Source organism: Adlercreutzia sp. DFI.6.23, assembly GCF_024462535.1.
Taxonomy (GTDB): Bacteria; Actinomycetota; Coriobacteriia; order Coriobacteriales; family Eggerthellaceae; genus Adlercreutzia; species Adlercreutzia rubneri.
This window is the reverse complement of record NZ_JANGBP010000011.1, coordinates 25,020-46,502: the sequence shown is the minus strand read 5'-3', so window position 1 is coordinate 46,502 and position 21,483 is coordinate 25,020. Positions and strand designations below refer to the sequence as shown.

At 58.9% G+C, this 21,483-nt stretch carries 18 protein-coding genes, 1 tRNA gene and 1 pseudogene; 10 read left to right on the top strand and 10 right to left on the bottom strand.

The window, feature by feature from the left end:
* Positions 1 to 36: 36 nt before the first annotated feature.
* Both NE591_RS10390 and NE591_RS10385 read left to right on the top strand, forming a co-directional pair.
* Entirely contained in the window at positions 37 to 888 is an 852-nt protein-coding gene (locus NE591_RS10390) for a hypothetical protein (protein WP_173114818.1), read from the top strand.
* Positions 885 to 1,388, top strand: coding sequence for a restriction endonuclease subunit S (locus NE591_RS10385; RefSeq protein WP_173114821.1), 504 nt, complete (start codon positions 885 to 887; stop codon positions 1,386 to 1,388). The genes NE591_RS10390 and NE591_RS10385 overlap by 4 nt, the downstream gene beginning before the upstream one ends.
* On the opposite strand, the gene NE591_RS10380 is transcribed toward NE591_RS10385, so the two are convergent.
* From NE591_RS10380 to NE591_RS10365, 4 genes are all read right to left on the bottom strand, one after another.
* Positions 1,354 to 2,607, bottom strand: coding sequence for a restriction endonuclease subunit S (locus tag NE591_RS10380; protein ID WP_231699533.1), 1,254 nt, complete (start codon positions 2,605 to 2,607; stop codon positions 1,354 to 1,356). The genes NE591_RS10385 and NE591_RS10380 overlap by 35 nt on opposite strands.
* Positions 2,531 to 4,039: a class I SAM-dependent DNA methyltransferase gene (locus tag NE591_RS10375; RefSeq protein ID WP_173114827.1), complete on the bottom strand. Its 1,509-nt coding sequence runs from the start codon at positions 4,037 to 4,039 to the stop codon at positions 2,531 to 2,533. The genes NE591_RS10380 and NE591_RS10375 overlap by 77 nt, the downstream gene beginning before the upstream one ends.
* A gap of 8 nt (positions 4,040 to 4,047) precedes the next feature.
* On the bottom strand, positions 4,048 to 7,125 hold the full coding sequence (locus NE591_RS16300) for a type I restriction endonuclease subunit R (RefSeq protein WP_256156664.1): 3,078 nt from the start codon (positions 7,123 to 7,125) through the stop codon (positions 4,048 to 4,050).
* 430 nt (positions 7,126 to 7,555) lie between these two features.
* Complete coding sequence (locus NE591_RS10365; RefSeq protein WP_157012183.1) at positions 7,556 to 8,968, bottom strand: phosphoglucosamine mutase; 1,413 nt, start codon at positions 8,966 to 8,968, stop codon at positions 7,556 to 7,558.
* A gap of 314 nt (positions 8,969 to 9,282) precedes the next feature.
* On the opposite strand from NE591_RS10365, the gene galE reads away from it, so the two are divergent.
* A complete protein-coding gene (gene galE / locus NE591_RS10360; protein ID WP_114538584.1) occupies positions 9,283 to 10,500 on the top strand; it encodes a UDP-glucose 4-epimerase GalE in 1,218 nt (405 codons plus the stop codon).
* A gap of 273 nt (positions 10,501 to 10,773) precedes the next feature.
* Here the strand turns inward: galE and NE591_RS10355 are convergent, their stop codons facing one another.
* Both NE591_RS10355 and NE591_RS10350 read right to left on the bottom strand, forming a co-directional pair.
* Complete coding sequence (locus NE591_RS10355) at positions 10,774 to 11,232, bottom strand: VanZ family protein (protein ID WP_227069931.1); 459 nt, start codon at positions 11,230 to 11,232, stop codon at positions 10,774 to 10,776.
* A 5-nt stretch (positions 11,233 to 11,237) separates the two neighbouring features.
* Positions 11,238 to 11,924: an HAD family hydrolase gene (locus NE591_RS10350; protein WP_114538583.1), complete on the bottom strand. Its 687-nt coding sequence runs from the start codon at positions 11,922 to 11,924 to the stop codon at positions 11,238 to 11,240.
* 123 nt (positions 11,925 to 12,047) lie between these two features.
* Between NE591_RS10350 and NE591_RS10345 the strand changes: the two genes are divergently transcribed.
* Positions 12,048 to 12,827 (top strand): SDR family oxidoreductase, encoded by a 780-nt coding sequence (locus NE591_RS10345; RefSeq protein WP_114538582.1) that lies wholly within the window; start codon positions 12,048 to 12,050, stop codon positions 12,825 to 12,827.
* A 24-nt stretch (positions 12,828 to 12,851) separates the two neighbouring features.
* The gene (locus NE591_RS10340) at positions 12,852 to 14,309 is read left to right on the top strand and encodes an aldehyde dehydrogenase family protein (protein ID WP_114538581.1); all 1,458 of its coding nucleotides are present in this window, start codon (positions 12,852 to 12,854) and stop codon (positions 14,307 to 14,309) included.
* A 163-nt stretch (positions 14,310 to 14,472) separates the two neighbouring features.
* On the opposite strand, the gene NE591_RS10335 is transcribed toward NE591_RS10340, so the two are convergent.
* Positions 14,473 to 15,210, bottom strand: a complete 738-nt coding sequence (locus tag NE591_RS10335) for a nitroreductase family protein (RefSeq protein ID WP_227069933.1) — start codon at positions 15,208 to 15,210, stop codon at positions 14,473 to 14,475.
* Positions 15,211 to 15,417: 207 nt separating this feature from the next.
* Positions 15,418 to 15,492 (bottom strand) — tRNA-Gly (locus tag NE591_RS10330).
* A gap of 313 nt (positions 15,493 to 15,805) precedes the next feature.
* On the opposite strand from NE591_RS10330, the gene NE591_RS10325 reads away from it, so the two are divergent.
* The 5 genes and pseudogenes from NE591_RS10325 (at position 15,806) to NE591_RS10310 (ending at position 19,564) form a co-directional block, all read left to right on the top strand.
* On the top strand, positions 15,806 to 16,222 hold the full coding sequence (locus NE591_RS10325) for a hypothetical protein (RefSeq protein WP_114540560.1): 417 nt from the start codon (positions 15,806 to 15,808) through the stop codon (positions 16,220 to 16,222).
* Positions 16,223 to 16,288: 66 nt separating this feature from the next.
* Positions 16,289 to 16,654 (top strand): annotated as a pseudogene (locus tag NE591_RS16295) (VOC family protein); the annotation flags it as partial.
* 42 nt (positions 16,655 to 16,696) lie between these two features.
* Positions 16,697 to 17,203 carry a nitroreductase family protein gene (locus tag NE591_RS16290; protein ID WP_371130585.1) on the top strand — a complete coding sequence of 169 codons (507 nt, stop codon included), beginning with the start codon at positions 16,697 to 16,699 and terminating at the stop codon, positions 17,201 to 17,203.
* A 141-nt stretch (positions 17,204 to 17,344) separates the two neighbouring features.
* Positions 17,345 to 17,959, top strand: a complete 615-nt coding sequence (locus tag NE591_RS10315; RefSeq protein ID WP_114540559.1) for a DUF1269 domain-containing protein — start codon at positions 17,345 to 17,347, stop codon at positions 17,957 to 17,959.
* A gap of 372 nt (positions 17,960 to 18,331) precedes the next feature.
* Positions 18,332 to 19,564, top strand: coding sequence for a PLP-dependent aminotransferase family protein (locus NE591_RS10310; RefSeq protein WP_114540558.1), 1,233 nt, complete (start codon positions 18,332 to 18,334; stop codon positions 19,562 to 19,564).
* Between the two features lie 2 nt (positions 19,565 to 19,566).
* On the opposite strand, the gene NE591_RS10305 is transcribed toward NE591_RS10310, so the two are convergent.
* Positions 19,567 to 20,682: a helix-turn-helix transcriptional regulator gene (locus NE591_RS10305; protein WP_114540557.1), complete on the bottom strand. Its 1,116-nt coding sequence runs from the start codon at positions 20,680 to 20,682 to the stop codon at positions 19,567 to 19,569.
* A 218-nt stretch (positions 20,683 to 20,900) separates the two neighbouring features.
* On the bottom strand, positions 20,901 to 21,434 hold the full coding sequence (locus tag NE591_RS10300; protein ID WP_114540556.1) for a phosphatase PAP2 family protein: 534 nt from the start codon (positions 21,432 to 21,434) through the stop codon (positions 20,901 to 20,903).
* Positions 21,435 to 21,483 lie beyond the last annotated feature (49 nt).

Below are 21,483 nucleotides of genomic sequence, written 5' to 3'. Positions count from 1 at the left end.
GTCCTGACGCCAGCCTGTTAGTAACCGAGGATTTCCATGCTAAGCATTTCTGACTGGGTGACTATCGGATGCGCAATCCCGCCCCTGATGCTATCTGCTTTCATCTACTGGCGCCAATGCAGGCAGGACAGGGCAATCAACGCACTTGATCAAGAAATGCGCGATAGGGAGGCGCAACGCCAGCGCGAGCAAATCGAGAGCAATGCCGCAGCTTTTATCTCTCGGTATTACGCTGACCGAGGGCTTATACCGCTCTGCGCCATCGCGGCCATGCACGATTGCACTTTTCCGTATCGCCGGGAAATGTATCGCGAGTTCTGCAGTTGTTCTCGAGAAATGCAACGCGCAATCATCGACTTGAGCGATTGGTCACTCAATCCAGTCAAACACGAAGACCTATATCGGAACTGCCTCGAGAAATTTCGGCAGATATTAAAGGTGGGGTTTCCTGCTGACGCTAACCTTTTTTATATGTTTGACCAGTACATGGAACGTACTCTAAATCAATATGGGGCACTGAAGGTGCCGGAAAGCTCCTTTGAGACCACGAGTAGGATTACGGACATGCTTAGCAATCACACAAAGATTGCAAGAGGCATCCCAGTTCTGAATGCGCTGGCAGATGAGCTGAACCTCAGAACATGCTCTGAGGTTTTTTGCTGCTGGGCTTTATCCGTCGAAGCGCAATACATAGTGGTCTACGCGGCTCCATCAAGCACTGATATTTACGGATGCCCGGGATGCTGGGCAGGAGAAGAGATCTCTCATTTGGAGGATCAGTTCCTGCTGACTCTTTTTTCGATATACACAAACTGCATCTTGGCGGATGAGCCATCTTTAACACCCGAAGCGACCAGCCACAAACTTTCTCGAAAGGCACCACTATGATGACCACACTCAAAACAATATGCTCATACAGAAAAGAAAAAATAGACCCTCAGAGCTTACAAAGTAATTCTTATGTGTCGACCGATGGTATGGCTTCGAACAAAAAAGGCATCTTTCGTTTCTCGATACCTCCTGCGCATGGCAAAGTTACTCGCTATCTTAAAGACGACATCCTTGTTTCCAACATTCGCCCCTATTTTAAAAAGATTTGGCTTGCAGATAGAGACGGCGGTTGCTCGAACGACATCTTGGTTTTTACGTCAAACGAACATTGCTCAAGCGAGTATTTATACTGGCTATTATGCAATGATAAATTTTTCGATTATGCTTCCGCAACAGCAAAAGGGACGAAGATGCCTCGCGGTGACAAGAATGCACTGCTAGACTACCCCATCCAAAAACATAACCGTCAGCTCCAGGAAGCGATTGTCCGGATTTTGAGGCCCTTCCAACAACAGCTAGCCATCAACTCTCGGATAAATGACCATTTAGCTGCCTGAGACCGATCCGCGAAACGTCAATCTCGCCGGACATGAGCTTCGGGAGAAGGGCGTCGCGAAGGCACTCCAAGCTCTGGTTTTCTCTAACATTGCTTTGGATGGCCTCGAATAGCGGTTTAGTTTTTCCAGAGAAGTCGTTCAAGGAGGCCGCATCAGGGAAGCCGATCTCGAGCTCAGCAAGCTCGGTGCGTGGCAGTTCTGTTTGCCCGGTACTTCCCTTGGCCATTGACTCAAACTGGTCTTCCGACGATAGCGCCCAGCAGCCTAAGTATTCCACCAGCGCCTCATACGCAGGCCGCACTATTGTTACGTGTGAGTCAACGGTCACCCGCTCATCGTGACACAATACCTGCGCTGACCTCCCTAATGTTCCGGTGCCTGTTGAGCAGATAAGAATGTCTCCATAACGCAAAAGCTTCTCTCTAGATCTAGGATTTTCGATTCTTCTGGCGTTCGCATCATCAATCTTATGGTTGCGAATACAACGTTGATTCAGTGCGTGGAATTTTCCTTTTTCGCAATACTTGGGCGCACCCCCGCGACACAGCAGAGAAGTGCAGTCCTGCAATGTGCGTTTGCTGCTACTTTGCCGTGACAGCTCCTTGTATTCAGAGAGTGCCATTTCGAGTAAATGGTCATTTATCCGAGAGTTGAGCTCGATCTTTTCGTCTAGCACTGCTAAGTAGTCCGCAACAGCATGCTGCACAGATAGCGCCGGAAGGACAATCTCCACTTCCTTTAGGACTCTTACGCTCAAATTCTGCTGGGCGCCACCGTTGGCAAGCCCAGCAATCTCACAATGCCTATTTTTCAACCAGTAGTACACATATTTCGGATCCGCAAGCGCGCAGTCAATCACAAGATTGCAACATGCCTGATTCGTGGTAAGAGGTATTCCCGCAATAGCCACCCGTCCAGCTGTTGCGCCATACATCGCCACAATGACAGTATCCTTAGGCACCCATCTCGTAGACGAATTGTCTAGCCCTTGCTCTGTGATATGGGATGCGGTTGATCTAATTCGATTGAAGTTTACCTCAGCGGTATTCAGCCAAGGGATAGTGCCGCCATCGTAATACTCTCGACAACTACGTTTGGGCGTTCCGCCCGAACAGATTCTCAAACAGATATCACTCAGCGTTTTACATTCCAAAGCCAATCGCCTCCAGGTTCTTTTTAATTTGCTCTTGTAAGCGATTGGACTCTTCGAACACTTCACCGAGCTCCTTGGTGAGTCGGGTCATTTTCTCTTCGAAGGGCTCCCCATCGTCTTCAACTTCGGCAATTCCGACATAGCGACCTGGTGTAAGCACGTAGTCTTGCTTGGCAATGTCATCAGTTGAAACAGCCGCACAAAAGCCCTTCTCGTTCTCTAAAGTGCCATCGCGGAAAGCATTAAATGCATCGGCAACCTTGGCGATATCGTCAGCCGTAAACTCACGGAGACTTCTGGTTACCATCGTCCCCATGTTGCGGGCGTCAATAAATAGCGTTTTCCTGGGGCGCTTTTTCTGTCTGTCAAGAATCCACAGCGATACCGGAATTTGCGTACGATAAAACAGCTGCGTCGGCATAGCAATGATGCCTTCCACGAGATCATCTTCGACTATAGCGCGGCGAATATCTCCTTCGTTGTTGGTCTGAGAGGAAAGAGAGCCATTAGCAAGTACCATGCCTATTCGGCCATGATCTTCGTACAGATGGTAAATCATATGCTGTAGCCACGCGAAGTTGGCATTACCCTCAGGCGGTACGCCATACTTCCAGCGACGATCATCCTTCAATTGGTCTCCGCCCCACTCCTTCATGTTAAAGGGCGGGTTTGCCAGAATGAAATCGAAGCGCTTGTCCTTGTGGCAGTCCTTGAAAAATGTATCTGCATTGAACTGTCCCAAATCGGCCTCGATACCTCGTATGGCAAGGTTCATCGTGGCCATCTTCCAGGTAGTGGGATTGCTCTCCTGGCCATAGATAGACAGATCGTTGATCTTGCCAGCATGGTGCTTCACGAAATCGGTCGACTGCACGAACATGCCACCGGATCCGCAGCACGGGTCGTACACACGGCCATGATAGGGCTGGATAACCTCAACCAGCGTTCGAACAATACAGGTTGGGGTATAGAACTCTCCGGCGTTCTTCCCTTCCTGCTCGGCAAACTTCGAAAGACAGTACTCGTAGGTGCGCCCGAGAATGTCTCGGGTGTCGCCCTTCTCGGCCATTTTCACATTCGTGAATAGATCAACCACATCGCCCAAACGTCGCTTGTCCAATTCCTGTCGTGCGAAATTCTTAGGCAACACACCTTTCAATTTCGGGTTCTCGTATTCGATCTGACGCATCGCCTCGTCGATCACCTTGCCAATCTCCGGCGTATGAGCCTGTGCCGCAATCGTCGACCAGCGTGCCTGAGGAGGCACGAAAAAGATGCTTTGATAGGTATACTCGTCACGGTCTTCTTCGAACCCGTCACCTTCTTCGAGCAGCTCCGAATAGCGCTCTTCGAATTTATCAGAGATGTACTTCAGAAAGATGAGTCCCAGCACGACGCTTTTGTATTCCGACGCGTCTAGATTGCCGCGCAGCTTGTCGGCAGCTTTCCAAATCTGTTGCTCGAAACCGATTTCCTGCGTGTTCTCTTTCTTAGCCATTCGCATTCCTATTCGTAGATCTTCGTATCGGCCCACAACTCACATTGTGCCATAACCGTCTCCATGGCGTCGTCCACTCCCTCAGGAGGATACTTGTATTTTCGGAGCAACCGCTTAATGGCTCGGCGCATTCCCGCGCGAGCATTCTCTTTGCGCTGCCAATCGATAGTGGCGCTGCGCCGCATGGCCTCAGTAAGCTCCCGCGTAATGGCCACGAGCTGGTCATTGTCGTAGAAGTCCTTTACCGCTTGCGGCTTGGTGATGGCATCGTAGAAAGCCATCTCTTCGTCGGTCAGCCCCAACGCCTCAGCCTCCGAGCGATCCCGCATCATTTCTTTGGCCATCTTCACAAGCTCTTCGATGACCTGGGCATTGGTGAGCATCCCGTTCAGGTAAGCGTTTAGGGTGCCTTGCAGCATCTCACTGAATTTTGCCGCCTTTACCACGCTGGTTTTTTGGTAGGCCTTCACCTGCTCTTTGATAAGCCGCTTCAAGCTCTCCACAGCGATGTTTCTTTGCTTCATGCGGGAGAGCTCTTCCAGAAAGGCCTCATCAAAAAGCGAGATCTCAACGCTGTCCTCTTCGAAAAGGTCAATGACCCCTTCAGCATGCACCGTTTGCTCAAGAATGGCACTAGCTTTTTGGTTGAACTCTTTATAGGTCATCCCTCTGCCACTTGATGACTTGCGCCCCGTTAGCCTTAGCACTTGCACGCGGAGCACGCTCATGTACGCTGCTTCATGCTGATCCTTTTCGCTTACAAGACTTTTGCAAAGCGAGAGCGCTTGATTCATGAGCTGACACTGCTTTAAGAATTCTTCCCTATCCTCATGTCGATCAGGCTCAAGCAGCCAGTCGGTCCCTTCGGAAATTGCTTCAGCCAGCTGCGCCTTGCTACCGGAGAAAACCATCTCCTCGTAATTAAACCCGTAGAGCAAATCACGGCACACGTCGAGCTTTTCCAAAAAGCGGGGATAAGCTGTGACCGACACATCCATGTCGCCATAGTTGCGCTGGTCTCGATTGGTGTAATCCCTCATGGCTTGCTTGAGCGCACGGGCGATGCCGATATAATCAACGACCAGACCGCCCTCTTTGCCCCGGCAAACACGATTCACACGCGCGATGGCCTGCATGAGATTGTGGCCCTTCATCGGCTTGAAAACATACATCGTGGCGAGACTGGGCACATCGAAGCCAGTGAGCCACATATCAACAACAATGGCGATCTTTAACGGGTCGTTTTCGTCCTTGAACTTACGCTCCATCTCTTTTTTATGCGTGGCTCCTCCGCATACGCTGAACCACTCTTCGGGGTCTTGGTTCCCCATGGTCATGACTACACCAAGCTTGTCCGTCCAATTGGGGCGCAATTCCATCATGCGCTCGTAGATCTTCATGGCAATCGCCCTGCTATAAGCGACCACTAATGCTTTTCCAGCAAGAACATCAGCGCGATTGTTTTCATAGTGGTCAATGATGTCTTTACAAAGAGCATCAATGGTCTCCGGAGCGCCAAAGATGGCGTCCATGCCACCCAAGTCACGCTTGCTTTTCACGAGCGTCGCCTCATCGGCCTCATCGGCGAATTCGCTGTAAACGGCATCCAAGGTACCGAGCGTTTCGGGATCGAGCTTGAGGGCCACAACGCGACTCTCGTAGTACACGGGACGCGTCGCGTTATCTTCAACCGCCTGCGTCATGTCGTATACATCGATATAGTCACCGAAAATCTCCCGCGTACTTCTATCTTGCGTAGAAATGGGCGTACCCGTAAAGCCAATATAGGATGCGTTCGGAAGCGCCTTTCGGACAATGCGCGCGGCCCCGATGGATATGTTGCCCTCGGCATCTATTCTTTCAGTCAGTCCATACTGCCCACGATGAGCCTCGTCCACCATCACGACGACGTTGCTTCGGTCACACAGGGGCTCATCTCCGTCCATGAACTTTTGCATGGTGGTGAAGATAATGCCATTCGCTTCTCGCCCGACCAGCAGCTCTTTGAGATGTTTACGGCTTTCTGCCTGCACGGCAGTTTGGCGAAGGAATGGCGCGCAACGCGAGAATTGGCCGAAGAGCTGATCGTCTAAATCATTCCGATCAGTAATCACAACAATGGTGGGACTATCAAGAGCGTCTTGCAACAAATGGGCAAAGAATACCATTGAGAGGGATTTTCCCGATCCTTGGGTATGCCAGAAAACGCCGATCTTGCCGTCGCCTTCGATTGCTTCTCTAGCACGGATGACCGCCTTCTTCACGGCGAAGTATTGATGATAGGCGGCGAGAATTTTGACCGAACCGCCTGCATTGTTGTTAAAGCAAACGAAGTTCTTAACTAAGTCGAGAAGCCGATCTTTGCGTAGCATCCCATCAAGCATGGTGCTCCAGCCCGCAGCGCGAGTTTGGGAGTAATCGCCATCCACGGACTTCCATGCCACATAGCGGTCCTCGTCAGCGGTAATCGTTCCAACCCGGGTCTCGCTCATGTCGCTCATGACGCAGAAAACATTGGGGACAAACAACGAAGGGACGTGCTTCATGTAATTTCGCAATTGAAGGTACGCCTCGGACGCATCTGTTTCCTCTCGTGAAGGGCTCTTCAGCTCGAACAGTACAAGCGGCATACCGTTCACGAAAACAATCACATCGGGACGCTTCTCGGAGTGCTCCACAAAAGTCCATTGGTTAACAACATGGAAGTCGTTGTTGTCGGGATTAGAGTAGTCGATCAGGTAAACTATGTCGTCGCGATCTTCCTTGCCGTCGAAAAAATGCACTTCCACACCATTTTGCAAATAGCCATTGAAGATTTCGTTGCGTTGTTCAAGCGAACCAGCATCGATGTCGTTCAGCTTCCTAACGGCTTCCTCGACGGCAACTCTCGGAAGGGCCGGATTGATGCGCCGCAATGCATCGGGCAAAACCCTTGGCAGAAAAACGTCTCTATAGCGGTCATCGGTGCGCTCAACATCGGGGCCGTAAAGATGCTCATACCCGAGCTCCTCTACCAAATGCTCAACAACGACGTCTTCGAAGAATCCTTCATTGATCTTAACCACTCCGTACCGAAACTGTCCCACCGCGTTCTCCTCACGCTGACAAGGGGTTTTGACTATTCTACCTTATTCGCTAAAAGACTGATCGTTCCATCTATTCTCTGCCTTCTTGCTTATTTCTATGCCTAATTCATCGCAGAGAGCCTTCATCCTATGAAATAGGTTGGAAGAATAGGGGTTAAAGGAGCGACCACTCATTGCGCGCCAGAAACAATCGCGACCTAGAATCGCATTTTCTCTGGCCCCCTCAAAAGCTTCTTGGCTTTTTAGGGCGTCAGCTCTATCCAAATATGCGGCCGCCAAGGAAATTCCCGCCGGCCCCACCAATACGCAACTTCCAATTTCACTATTTTTTCGCTATTTTGGTTGTTTTACAAACAGTGCTTCAAAAGTCGGGCGGCCGCCAGGGCACAGTGGCTCTGGCGGCCTTTCGGGCGCGTTGTGCCGAGACGGCCTACAGGCTCGTGACCACCGTTTCGGCAGCGTCCAGAAGCTCGTTTACCTCGTCGGTGGTGGCCGCCTCGGCGTAGATCCGCACGAGCGGCTCGGTGCCGGAGGGGCGCATCATCACCCAGGCGTCGCCTTCCAAAAGCAGCTTCACGCCATCGCGACGATCCACGTCCAGCACGCGCTTGCCGGCAATCTCGTCGGCCGTGTACGTGGGCACGGTTTCGGCGCGGAAGCGGGCCATCTGATCGTCGGTGACAGAAAGGCCGCGGCGAGCGAACTCCAAGCGGCCGATATCGGCGAGCATCTCGTCGATGATCGTGCCCAAGTCCTTCCCCGACTGGGCCATGCATTCCGTGAGCAAAAGCGCCATGAGCAGGCCGTCGCGTTCCTTCACGTGATCGGGAAGCCCGATGCCGCCGGACTCCTCGCCGCCGATCATGACGCCGCCCTTTTCCATCTCGCCGTAGATCCACTTGAAGCCGACGGGCGTACTGACGAGCTCCAGCCCCAGCTTGCGGCACATGCGGTCGAGCATGGCCGACGCCGTCACCGTGGACACCACGCGGCCCGTCTCGCCGCGGTCGACCATGTGCTTCGTGAGCAGCGTGATGATGCGGTGAGCGTTCACGTAGTTGCCGCGCGAGTCGCCAGCGGCAATGCGGTCGGCGTCGCCATCGTTGATGAACAGGGCATCGTAGCCCAGCTCGCCCACTTTCGCGAGGCCTTCATCGACCCAAGGCTGAATGGGCTCGGGATGCAGCCCGGCAAAGGTGGGGTCCTCCGTGTTGTGGATTTCCACGACCTCCACGCCCATGTCGCGCAGAAGGCCAGCCAGATAGTGGCGGCCGGCGCCGTAAAGCGGATCGCACACCACGCGCAGGTTGGCGCCGCGGATGGCCTCGACGTCGACCAGCTCGCGCAGGGCGGCCAGGTAGTCGGTCATGAGGTCGGCCGTTTGGAAGGGGCCGAGAATGTCCGTCGGCTCGGGCGGCAGCACGGCTTCGACGCGGTCGGTGAACTCGGCGGGGCTCGCGCCGCCGTCGGCCATGCGCAGCTTCACGCCCAGATACTCGGCGGGGTTATGGGAGCTCGTGAGCATGATGCCGCCCACCGCGTCGTCGTTATGGGCCACCGACCAGCACAGCGTGGGCGTGGGGCAATAGTCCTCGGTGAGCAGCACGTTGAAGCCCTCGCCTGCGGCCACCTGCGCGGCCAGCTCGGCATAGGCGTGGGCGTCCTGGCGGCAATCATGGCCGACGATGAGCGTACCCGGGGCTTGCGGATCGCGGCCAGCGGCCACGGCCTCCTCCTTGAAGATGCGGGCCGCCGCCGCGACGACGCGGTTCAGATTGTCGGGCGTGAAATCTTCGCCGATGATGGCGCGCCAGCCGTCGGTTCCAAAATGAATGTCAGCCATGAGCAATGCCTCCTGGGCCTTTTCTGCGAGTTTTGTTGCGAGAACGATTATAGAGGATGCGAGCCATAGAAGTCGCCTTTTCGTTGAAGGCGGCTTTCTTTGGGCGCGGGTGAGGCGGGGGCGCGAGTCGGAGGACGGTTCTCTCGACTCCTGACTTGCCCTAAGCGAGTCAGGAGAACCCCCTAACTCGCTGGCCGCCCTGACCATGCGCTTTCCATCAAATATAGCGGCAAGCCATCCCAACCTGATACCATAGCGTCATGCGATTCAAGAGCGCAAAACCTGCGTCGTCGTTTCCAAGAAAGAAGGCTCCCATGGCGAACGCCCTGCTTGCGAAAGATCCCGCCGAAACCTGCGTACTGGTGACGGGGGGTGCCGGGTTCATCGGTAGCCACACCGTGGTGGAACTGCTCGAGCGTAACTACCAGGTCGTCATCGTGGACGACCTGAGCAATTCCAGTCGCGAGGCCGTGCGGCGCGTGGGCGAAATCACCGGCGTGGCGCCCGTGTTTGCCGATCTGCCCAACGAGGAAGAGGCCGAGGCCGTCGCGGCTGTGGCCGGCGCTGCGGTACGCAAGGTTGCGCCGGGGCCCTCTCTCACCTTCTACGAGGCGAACATTCTGGACCGCGCGGCCCTGGAGACCATTTTCACCATGCACGCCGTGGACGTCATTATCCACTTCGCCGGCTTCAAAGCCGTAGGCGAGTCGGTGGCCAAGCCGCTTGAGTACTACTGGAACAACATCGCCGGCACCCTGGTTCTGTGCGAAGTTGCTCGCGAGCACGGCTGCAAGAACATCGTGTTCTCGTCGAGCGCCACCGTGTACGGCGAGCCGGAGTTCGTGCCCATCACTGAGAGTTGCCCGAAGCACGACGCCACCAACCCCTATGGCTGGACCAAATCGATGCTCGAGCAGATCCTTTCCGACCTGTACACGGGCGATAACGAGTGGAACGTCGTGCTGCTGCGCTATTTCAATCCCATCGGCGCCCACGAATCCGGTCGCATCGGCGAGGATCCCAAGGGCATTCCGAACAACCTGCTGCCCTATGTGGCTCAGGTGGCCGTAGGCAAGCTGGAGCAGGTCGGTGTGTTCGGCGACGACTACCCCACCCCTGACGGCACCGGCGTGCGCGACTACATTCACGTGGTGGACTTGGCCCGCGGCCATGTGGCGGCGCTCGATTGGATGGCCGGGCGCGTGGGTACCGGCGCGCCGATCGGCGTGGGCTCGGTGGCCGGCGAGCCGGCGGAAGACGGAACGCGCCGTGGCGTGGGCATCTTCAACCTGGGCACGGGGAAGGGCTCGTCGGTACTCGACGTGATTCACGCCTTCGAGGCTGCGTGCGGTCACGAGATTCCCTACCGCATCATGGCCCGGCGCCCCGGCGACATCGCGGAGTGCTACGCCGACGCCACGAAGGCCCGCGACGAGCTGGGCTGGACGGCCGAATACGACATGGCCCGCATGTGCGAAGACGGCTGGCGCTGGCAGTCCCAGAACCCCGACGGCTACGGGGACGCGGAATAGGCGCAGGAGCTTCTCGTGCCCATTTCTCGCAGAACTGGCGCTTTGCGAGGACAATAATTTCGACTTGTTAGAGTTTGCCAGGCGCTCAATAATAGTGCGAATTAGATGATCGTATTCGATTCGCATATTAATACATGAATTACATTATACATAGCAATTCGGTGCGTACTTGAACCTATGCACATGCCTAACAAGTCGAAATTTCCGCCCGAAATCGCCCTCCAGATCTGCCGGAGACTTTCGCTCTCTGATCCCGCCGCTTGCCTCGCCCGATCAACCCATTTGCCTCTTTGCCAACATCTTTTCAAGCGCAAGAACAGCAGTGCCAGCTCCTAATGCAGCCCCCAGCGTATCGGTGAGCCAGTCGGCGGGGTCGCACATGCGGCCGGGGACGAAGGACTGGTGGAACTCATCGGTCACGGCGTAAAGACTGGCGAGGGCGACGGCGACGAGCGCGAGCTTTCCCCATCCCAGCGCGGGCCAGGTGCGCCGCGCGGCCACAACGAGCAGCACACCGAATATCAGGTACTCGGTAAAATGAGCTGCCACATTCACGATGTCGGTATCGGGGCCGAAAACGGGGGCAGCAAGGCCCACGAGCCAACGCTTGATCGCGGCCAGCGGGCCGGTGCCGTCGAAATCGCTGCCGGTGTGGGCGGACATGAAGAAGATCACGCCCGTCCACAGGGCGACGATAACCCAGGAGAGTATGAGGTGGGCTCGCTGCGACACAGGCGCTAGACTTCCGGAGCAAGAACGAGAATCTGCTTCGGATCGCTCACGAGCAGGTCGGGTTCCCAGCCTTCGGCGGCGAAATCGGCCGGGTCATGGTAGCCCCAGTCCACACCGACCGCATAGCAGCCGGCATTGCGGGCCACGTGGATGTCGCCCGGGGAGTCGCCGATGTACACCGTGCGCGCCGGCGCGCTTCCCAGCTCTTCAATGGTGGTGAGCAGCCCTGTGGGGTCGGGCTTGCGTGGGAAGTTCTGCGGGCCGCCTTCCCCATGCTGCACATCCACAGCGTCGGGGAGACACTTGTTCATGATGAACTGCACGCCTCCATCGAACTTGTTCGACAGCACGCCCAGCTTGCAGCCGCGCCGACGCAGCTCGGCTAGCAGGGCGGGGATGCCCGGGTAGGGCTTCGTCAGGTCGTTGGGATAGGTGCCGTAGTTCTCCTTCCAGCGGGCGAGGCAGGCGTCGGCCACGTCCTGGGGCGTCCCTTCAGGAACCGCCTGGTACATGAGCGCCTTCACGCCGTTGCCCACATAGGAGTTGATCTCCTCGCGGGTGCGCGGAGGCAGGTTGAATTCGGCAAGCGCGTCGTTAGTGAGCACGACGAGGTCGTCAAGCGTATCGAGCAGCGTGCCGTCCACGTCGAACACGAACGTGTCGAAGGGCGGCGTTGGTTTTTCAGCAGCCATGAGGCTTTGGTCCTTTCGAGCTTTTATAGAGCCACATCATTGTAACGGTTGCCCGCTTCCAATGCGGAAACAGCCTTCTGACTGTTAGGTTAAACCCACGGTTGTTCAGAAAAGAGGCTTTCCATGAATCCTTCGAAACGAGTAGCCATCATCACGGGCGCGTCCTCCGGGCTGGGGCGCGAGTTCGCGCGGCAGCTAGATGCGCGGCAGGTGGCCGACGAGCTGTGGCTGGTCGCGCGCAACGAGAAGGCCCTGACAGACGTGGCCGGCGAGCTGGACACGCCCTCCCGCGCGGTAGCCGCCGACCTCACCAGCGAGGCCGACATCGCGAACATTCGCGCAACGCTTTCCGCGGAAGACCCCCGCGTCACGTTCTTGGTGAACGCGGCCGGCTTCGGCAAGTTCGGCGATTGGCAGACCATCTCCGATGCCGCGGTGGATTCCATGATCGACCTGAACTGCCGCGGGCTGGTGGATATGACTCGTGCGACGCTGCCCTATATGGAACGGGGCAGCCGCATCATCCAGGTGGCCTCCGCCGCTGCTTTCACGCCCTTGCCCCATATGAATGTGTACGCCGCCACTAAGTCATTCGTGCTGCATTACACGCGCGCCCTTCGCTGGGAGCTGCACGGCACGGGTATCACCGCCACGGCGCTGTGCCCCACCTGGGTGAAGACCGGCTTCGAGAAGGTGGCACGCACCTCCGGCGGCGGCCACGACGTGGGGCACCTCCTCGGCGAGCAGACGCCGCAGGACGTGGTGCGCCGAGCGCTTTGCGCGAACAAGGCCCATTTCGCCGTGGCCTGCGCGAGCCCTCAGTCGGCGGCGCTGCGCCTCATCGGCAAGGTCGTTCCCTCCTGCATCACCATGGCCGGCTGGAACGTGCTGCGTCGGTTGTAACTTTCCCTCGAAAGGAACCCCCTCATGAACGATACCTCTTCCACGCCTTCCGCGACCCCCATCCCCAACAACTACGGCGTTGCCACCTCCATGGCTGACGTGCAGAACCAGATCAACGAGATGGAGGCCTTCTTCGAAACCGGCGCCACCTTACCCGTGGATTTCCGCCTGCGCCAGCTGCGCCGGCTGCAAGCCTACTTGCTTGCCCACGAGCAGGAGGCCTTGGATGCCCTCCATGCCGACCTGGGAAAATCCGCCTTCGAGTCGTACGCCACTGAGCTGGGGCTCGTTTACGACGAGATTCGCCTTTACCTGAGAAAGCTGCGCCAATGGGCGCGCCCGCGGCGCGTGCCTACGCCACTTGCGCATTTCCCCTCCTCGTCCACGGTGTACCCCTACCCCTTCGGCGTGGCCGCCGTGCTCTCGCCGTGGAACTACCCGCTGCAGCTGACGCTCATTCCGCTAGTGGACGCCATCGGCGCGGGCAACTGCGTGGCCCTGAAGCCGTCGAAGACCTCGCCGCACACGTCGCAGTTTCTGCGCGATATGTGCCGCGAGCTGTTCGACCCGCGCTACGTGTACTGCTGGCACGGATCAAACGACATGAACGACTGGCTGTTGCAGGTGGAATTCGACAAGATCATGTTCACCGGCAGCCCGCGTGTGGGGCGTGAGATCATGACGGCCGCGGCCCAGAACCTGACAAGCGTCACCCTGGAGCTTGGCGGCAAGAGCCCTGTGTTCATCGCCGCCGATGCCGACATCCGTCGCGCCGCCCAGCGCATCGCCTGGGGCAAGTGCCTGAACTCGGGCCAGACCTGCGTGGGGCCCGACTACGCGCTTGTGCACGAGGACGTGGCCGACGAGTTCGTGGAAGAATTGCAGCGGTGGATTCACGAGTACTACGGCGAGGACGTGCTGGCCAGCCCCGACTACCCGCACATGATCAACCAGAAGCACTTCGACATGGTGTGCCAGCTCATCGACGATCGCCCCCAAGGCACCCGTATCGCCTTCGGCGGCCGGCGCAACCCCACGACACTGCAGATTGAACCAACCGTAGTGACGGGCGTGCGCATCGACGACCCGCTCATGAGCCAGGAGATCTTCGGCCCGGCGCTGCCCGTCATCACCTGGCGCGATGTGGACGAGGCGCTGGACATTGTGCGGTCGATCAAGCATCCACTGGCCTGCTACATCTTCTCGGAGAGCCGCACATTCCAGCGGCACATCCTGGATGCCGTGCGCTGCGGCGGGGCCGCCATCAACGACGTGGTCATTCACGCAAGCAGCAATCGGATGGACTTCGGCGGCGTGCAGAACTCCGGCATCGGCGCCTACCACGGCAAGGTGGGCTTTGACGCGTTCACCCACTACAAGTCAACCATGAAGAAATCGACCCTCATCGAGACCGGCATCCGCAACCCGCCCTTCAACGAGCAGAAGCTGCGCCTGCTGAAGCTGGTCATGCCCGGGAAATAGCGGGCGCCGCTCCCTTTTCCGAACGCCTCCCCGTAGGGGCTGACCTTGGTCAGCCCTCGCGAGCGGGACAACCGCTCACGACAAAACAGGGGCGACCAAGGTCGCCCCCTACGGGGATCTGAGCGGGAGCCAAGAGAGCGGTTCTCTTGGCTCTTCAAGTCGGTTATTCCGCCCAGCGGTAGAGGGCTGGGCCGGCACCGATCTCGAAGTGGCATTGGGCGATGCCGAGATCCATCTGGGTGAAAGCTCCGCGCTTGGTGGTCGCCCGCACCACCGGCGCGCCGTCCTCTTCGACGCCCAGCGCAAAGGAGAACTTCTGCTGGTTCAGGGCCGTGGGCGCGAGCAGGGCCGCATCCACTCCGCGCTGGAACCACTCCGGAGCGTCGGCGTAGCCCGGCGCCACCTCCTGAGGCGCCTTCGACCGGTGCGGCACCCCCCGCGTGGTTCCGCAGCCGAGGGCCACTACCGCGGCCAGCTTCTGGCCCAGATCCACATTGTAGGCGCGGTTCACCACCTTGTAGGTGCCGCCGACCCAACAGCTGTTCAGCCCGAGCGACTGGGCCAGCAGCACCAGCTGCTCGCCGTAGTAACCCAGAATGCCGTCGAGCTCCTTGCACTCAGGCCCCACGAGCGCCAGGTAGTTGCGCACATTTGTGAAGTTCACAAGCCGCGCCTTAAAGCCGGTAAAAGCCCGCGGCTCATCAAGCACAAGCTGAATGTTCAGGTTCGCTTCCTCGTTCACCCGGACGATGGCCTCCCGCAGCACCTCCACCGCCTCGGGCGCGAGAGGCTCGTCGGTGTAGCTGCGCACGGCATGGCGCGCCTCAATCGCCTGCATCGGCGTGAGCTGTCCGGCGGAAAAGCGAAGGAGCGCGAGGGGGTCGGATTGCGGAGCGGCCATGGAAGTCCTTTCAGCGAGGTTGCCGCGTTCAGCATAGCACAAGCAAGATGCGCCCGAGTAGCGATTGCCCTCGTCCCGAATATCCGAATTCCACATGCCCACGAATTACCGACGTTGAATAATCCGATCGGACACACTTTTTGAAACTTAACCCTATCCCCGCCCAAAAAAGAACGACCCCGCCGGAAGGCAGGGTCGGGAAGTTCATGGAGCGGGCGACGGGACTCGAACCCGCGAATACAAGCTTGGGAAGCTTGGGCCTTACCACTTGGCGACGCCCGCATGCGTGAAGGGAATTATAGCGCACCTTTCCCCGTTCGAGAAGAAACACATATTTCGACATGGTTGATCGGCCTTCCCGCAGAGGACGCAGAGGGCGACTTTAGTCACCCCCCCCCCCAACCCCAGGCGTAGCCACTATCGGAACACGAGGGCGGACTAAAGTCCGCCCCTACGGGGTTTCGACGGCCCAGCAATAAAGCCTTCTCAGCAGCACGATATCAAGAGATGTTGCAGTTATGCCAGTTTAATAATTGTTTCATGCAACCATTTGTGCCCATGCTAAGGTGCCTGTCGAACAGCCAAGGAGGCACCTATGAGCAACTTCTTCCAAAATCTGCCCTACAAACTGGCGAACTTTATGGTCGGGCGCAACGGGCCGGATGCGCTGGCGCGCGCGGCGCTGTGGATGGGCGTACTGTTCACATTCCTGGAAATCATTACCGGCCTGGGCATCTGCTCGCTTATCGGCATGGTGTTCCTGCTGTACTTCATGTTCCGCTGCTTCTCGCGCAATATTGCCGCCCGCGCTCGGGAAAACGCCCGCTACATCGCCTTGACGGCCAAACCGCGCGCTGCCTGGGCCCGTTTCAATACGCGGTGGGATCAGCGCAAGACGACCAAGTTCCTGAAGTGCCCGCAGTGTGGCCAGTCGCTTTCGGTGCCCAAGGGCAAGGGAACGCTGAAGATCACGTGCCCGAAGTGCCGCAACCAGTTCACGACGAAGTCGTAGAGAGCCAGTCCTCGGCTAAAATGCCAGCGGACTCACATCTTCGCGAACGCTTGAGAAAGGAATCTCATGGACGGAAAAGCTATTCACCGGTGCCTGCACGTGTTGGATTTGGAGAAATCGATCGCGTTTTACGGGAAGGCGCTCGGCATGACCGAGATTCGCCGCATGGGGCCCGAGGACGGCTCGTGGACCAACGTGTTCATGGGCAGCGACGCCTCGGGCTTCCAATTGGAACTCACCTGGAACCGCGGGCGCACCGAGCCCTACGATAACGGCGGCCGCGACTCGCATCTGGCCTTCACCGTGGACGACTACGAGGCCGCCCGCGCATTGCATGAGGAGATGGGCTGCATTTGCCACGTGAACGAGGCCATGGGGCTGTACTTCATTGAAGACCCCGACGGCTGCTGGCTGGAGATTCTGCCGAACAAGGCCGAGTTCACGCCTCAGGGCGGCGTGGATGTGCTGGACGCCATGGCGCGTCGCCGCAGCTTGCGCCGCTATTCCGGCGAGTCGGTTCCGCAAGCGCTGCTCGACCGCATTCTGGAGGCGGGACTGCGCTCGGCGTCGGGACGCTCGCGGCGGCCGTGGGAACTCATCGTCGTGCACGACCGAGCCATGCTGGACGACCTGGCCGAATGCCGCGAACAGGGCGCGGCCATGCTCGCCGGAGCCGACGCCGCCATCGTCGTCGTGGCCGACCCGACTCTGGCCGACACCTGGGTGGAGGACTGCTCCATCGTCATGGCGAACATGCAGCTGGAGGCGGCAGCCTCGGGCGTGGGCAGCTGCTGGATTCAGGGACGCCTTCGCCAGGCGGCCGATGGACGCTCGACCCACGAGTTCGTTGCGAACCTCCTGAAGGTGCCAGCCCCCTACCAGCTGGAGGCCATCCTCTCTCTCGGCATGCCCGAAGCCGAAGCCCCGCGGCGCCCCTTCGATGAAGCACTGCTGGGGAAGGTGCACGAAGAGCGCTTCTAATCATCAAGGGCGTCTCTGTTCGGTAACGGCGGGGCGCCCCAGGCGGTTCCCTTCTCTTTGGCGGCTATGATGCGACGCAGCTGCTGCTGCCTGAAAGCGGGACGGCAGCGCGCCCCTTGACCCGTAAACGAGAGGAACATCATGGAAAACGTGGTTATGATCACCTTCGACGTGGAAGCCCAGGCCTACCAGGCCTTCTCCCAGCTGAAGAACGATTCAGTGAACTCCGCCTACACCATCTTGCAGATGGCCGTGATTAAGAACGGGGACGGCAAGATCGTCCCCGTCGACGGCTTCGATTCCGGCATCGACTCTACCGACGACACCTGGACCGGCGGCCTTATCGGCAGCGTCGTGGGCATCCTCGGTGGCCCGCTCGGCGTGCTGCTCGGCGCCAGCATCGGGCTGCTCACGGGCAGCATCATGGACGCCAATGACGCCGACGACAACAGCTCGCTCATCCTGTACGGCAGCCAGGCGCTCGGCGAGGGCAAGACGGCCATTGTGGCACTGGTGCAGGAGAGCGACGAGAAGGCCTTCGATCTGCGCCTGGCCGACTACCGGTGCACCATCACCCGCTGGGACGCCGGCGAGATCGCCGACGAGGTGGAGCAAGCCGAAGAGCAGCAGAAGCAGCTGGCCAAGGAAGCCCGCGAAAAGCTGCGCGCCCAGAAGAAGGCCGATCGCGAGAAGGAGCGAGCCGAAAAGCGCGCCGCCATCCACCAAAAGTTCGAGGACTTCAAAGCGCGGCTGTAACGCGTGATTCCCACAGGGCGGCTTCGGCCGCCCTTCCATGTCCCAGCATTGCATGTGCCCGGGCAAGATCGTCAGTTCGGTATCCCTCGTCGCGCCTGGCGCCGGCAATATGAAGCGGTTTGGCATCTTCCCTCGCCGGCGCCCCCCATGCCGCGCCCCGGCCTCAGCGACACCCTAACCACAACATCATCCCAACCATACCGCTATCCCAACTCGCCGCCGAACTTTGCGCCCTAAGCGGAGCACTTCTACACGTAAGCCGAAATAATGGTTGCACACGGGCCGGTTCGTGGAAAAATGGAAAGGTACGCAAGTCAGTCAACGAACGCAACGCCATCGACGAAGCGCTTTCAACCGAGCGGAGGCAACACCATGAGCAACGAGACCATCGCGACCGAGACCACCGAGGCCGTCGGGGAACTCCCCATCGACGAGCTTCTGTCCGACGGCATCACCAACACGCCGCCGTCGTTCGTGCGCGCCATCTTGGCCGCCGCCTCCGACCCCGCGGTGACCTCCTTCGCTGGCGGCCTGCCCAACCCCATCTCATTCCCGCAGGAGGCGCTGCTGGAATCGATGCAGCGTGTGGTGGCCGAGCGCGGCGCTGACGCCTTTCAGTACTCCGCCACCGCCGGCATCGAGGGGCTGCGCGATTGGATCGCCCGCCGCTACAACAAGCGCTTCGGCACCGATTACACCGCCGACGACGTGCTCATCACCACCGGTTCCCAGCAGATCCTCGACCTTCTGGGGAAGGTGCTGCTGGACAAGGGCGACGGCGTCATCGTGGAGAAGCCGACCTATCTGGCCGCCATTCAGGCCTTCGCGCTGAACCAGCCGACCTTCCACGAGGTGGAACTGACCGAGGACGGCCTGAACATCGACGAGCTGAACGCGGCACTCGACGCCGGCGCGAAAATGATCTACCTCATTCCGAACTTCCAGAATCCCACGGGGCTCACCTACTCCGCCGAGGGGCGCCGCCAGGTGCGCGAGGCGCTGACCGGCCGTAACATCGTGGTCGTGGAAGACGATCCCTACGGCGAGCTGCGTTTCGAAGGCGAGTCGCTACCCTACATCGGCGGCACGGCGCTGCCCCACGGCGTCATCATGGGGTCGTTCTCGAAGACGGTCACGCCCGGCTTCCGCATGGGCTACATCCTCACCAAGGACCACGCGCTGCTGAAGGCCATCAACACGGCCAAGGAGGCGGCTGACCTGCACACCAACGTGTTCGCCCAGTACGTCATCTTGGATTACCTGGAGCACAACGACCTGGACGAGCACCTGGTGAAGATCCGCAATTTGTACCGCGACCAGGCCCGCGCCATGACCGACGCCATGGCCGAGTGCTTCCCGGCCGAGGTGTCCTTCACCAAGCCGGAGGGCGGCATGTTTTTGTGGGCAACGCTGCCCGAGGGCATCAACACCATGGACTTGTTCCCGAAGGCCCTCGAGCGCAACGTCGCCTTCGTGCCTGGCGAGCCCTTCTATGCTGAGCCGGGTGCTCGCTCCACTATGCGCTTGAACTTCACTAACGCCGATGAGGAGACCATCCGCGACGGCATCCGCCGCCTCGCCGAGGCCATCGCTGAGGCGCTGTAAGGCTACTGGCTCGGCTGGTCCTTCACGAAGGAGCCGACCGCGATGGCGGCCACGGCGCACAGCAGGCCGCCAATGGCCCACGCGAGCCAGAAATACGGCGTCCGATACTCGGGCACAAACAGCATGACCAAACCGGCAATAGTGGCGATGATCATGATGATGGCGCACAAGCCGCTCGCCAGCTGATCCTTGCGGCGCTTGCGCTCGATACGGGCCCGAGCGCGATCGATCTCGTCATCGGTCGCCTCGGGCACGCCGAGCAGCGAGCAGATTTGCTCGTCGGTGTACATCGCGCGCAGCGCCGCGGCGTCGGAGTTCACGATGAGCTTCCCCTCGTCGCTCTCGGCGATGGTCTGCTCGCGCGCGTCATTGTAGTTGGCGATGTTCAACCGACCCAGCATCATAGAACCGTAGACGATGCACCACACGCCCGCTGCAACGAGCCCCATCATAAGGGCAGCCATTTCTTCCTGAACGAACTCGCTGGCCCCCTCGGTCAGAGCAAGAGCCACAATGCCCGTGAAGATGAGCACGATGCCCGCAACAAGCAGCCACGCGAAGAGTCGCTGGGCGCGCTGACGGTCCTCCACCGTGTAGAAGTCCTGGATGAAGGGATGGCTGCGCTGGAACTCCGTGTGCTGGAAGGCGCCGGTGAGAATGAAGGCAAGGCCGATGGCGATGCCGGCGAACAGCGGTATGAGCCCAACGGCCTCCAGGGAAGGCGCCGAGGCCTCGGCCCAGCCGCCCCAGGCCATGAGCAGCGCCACTCCAGCGAGAATGGCGAACACGCCCCAGGCGATCTTCCACGCAAAGGTGCGCATGTGCTCGTCGTAGCCGCACACATCTTGAGGCGGCCCACCGGCGGCCTCGCGCAAGATGGCGGCACGCGCTTGCACAGCGGGGGTGGGCGCGCTGGTCGTCAGATCGCCCTGCACAAGGTCGTCCAACGTCACGTCGAAGATCTGGCACAGCTTCAGCAGCTTGTCCATTTCGGGATAGGACTTCTCGGCCTCCCACTTCGTGACGGACTGACGGCTGACGCCAAGCATGAGGGCCAGCTGTTCCTGGGTCATCGCATGGGTAGCGCGAAGATGTTGAAGGTTATCACGGAAGCTCATGGTGGGCCTACTTTCTCTGAACGAGGGAAGGCCGCTGCCCTGTGCTTTCGGGCGCCGCGAAGGAACCCGTGCCATCAGTCGTCGCCTTCCCCAAAGGACAAGTTCGGTTGATCAACAACGATCACTTTACCTGTCACGCAAGGTGCATTCTACCAACTTACGGCATCAATTTCCGCAACGCACAAGCGCCTTCTGGTTGCAAACCCCAGGTCAAGCCTTTAGAGCAGCGCCGCAAGAAAAGCAGCAAGCGCACCCGTAGCGGAGCCAATGAGGGCACCGGCAACAACGTCACGCGGAAAGTGCACGCCGCCGAGAACGCGGCAAACCGCGAGCACACCGGCCGCGACCAGCAGCACGACGGCAACGGGCACACTGGCCACGAACCAACTTGCCGCAATGGCGAAGGCCGAGAAGGTATGCCGACTCGGAAACGACTTACCCGCGCCATCGCGAGCAATGAGCGGCGCGATGGCGCAGCACTCGTAGGGCCGCGGCGCATTGAACCGCCTCCGGAAGAAACTCACTGCGACGAACCCCACGGCGGTGACGCCGACGAGGGGAACCAGCCTCCACGGATCGCTCACGCAGGCCCACCCGAGCAACAAAGCATAGACCACATAGAACACTATCACGATGCCGCGGTTGACGATGTTGAGCGCCCGAACAACGCCAGGGCGGCCCCGCAGGGGAGCCGCCCATTGCTCATAGCGTTGCTCGTAATGTTGTTCGCAGCGTGCCTGATTCGTTCCCACCGTTGTCGCTTCCTCTTACTGAAGATTGCCTCCCAGAGTGTACAACGAA

Coding starts and splice junctions, on each gene's coding strand:
- NE591_RS10390 (WP_173114818.1), top strand. CDS start 37: ATGCTAAGCATTTCTGACTGGGTGACTATCGGATGCGCAATCCCGCCC.
- NE591_RS10385 (WP_173114821.1), top strand. CDS start 885: ATGATGACCACACTCAAAACAATATGCTCATACAGAAAAGAAAAAATA.
- NE591_RS10375 (WP_173114827.1), bottom strand. CDS start 4,039: ATGGCTAAGAAAGAGAACACGCAGGAAATCGGTTTCGAGCAACAGATT.
- NE591_RS10365 (WP_157012183.1), bottom strand. CDS start 8,968: ATGGCTGACATTCATTTTGGAACCGACGGCTGGCGCGCCATCATCGGC.
- galE (WP_114538584.1), top strand. CDS start 9,283: ATGGCGAACGCCCTGCTTGCGAAAGATCCCGCCGAAACCTGCGTACTG.
- NE591_RS10350 (WP_114538583.1), bottom strand. CDS start 11,924: ATGGCTGCTGAAAAACCAACGCCGCCCTTCGACACGTTCGTGTTCGAC.
- NE591_RS10345 (WP_114538582.1), top strand. CDS start 12,048: ATGAATCCTTCGAAACGAGTAGCCATCATCACGGGCGCGTCCTCCGGG.
- NE591_RS10340 (WP_114538581.1), top strand. CDS start 12,852: ATGAACGATACCTCTTCCACGCCTTCCGCGACCCCCATCCCCAACAAC.
- NE591_RS10335 (WP_227069933.1), bottom strand. CDS start 15,210: ATGGCCGCTCCGCAATCCGACCCCCTCGCGCTCCTTCGCTTTTCCGCC.
- NE591_RS10325 (WP_114540560.1), top strand. CDS start 15,806: ATGAGCAACTTCTTCCAAAATCTGCCCTACAAACTGGCGAACTTTATG.
- NE591_RS16290 (WP_371130585.1), top strand. CDS start 16,697: ATGGCGCGTCGCCGCAGCTTGCGCCGCTATTCCGGCGAGTCGGTTCCG.
- NE591_RS10315 (WP_114540559.1), top strand. CDS start 17,345: ATGGAAAACGTGGTTATGATCACCTTCGACGTGGAAGCCCAGGCCTAC.
- NE591_RS10310 (WP_114540558.1), top strand. CDS start 18,332: ATGAGCAACGAGACCATCGCGACCGAGACCACCGAGGCCGTCGGGGAA.
- NE591_RS10305 (WP_114540557.1), bottom strand. CDS start 20,682: ATGAGCTTCCGTGATAACCTTCAACATCTTCGCGCTACCCATGCGATG.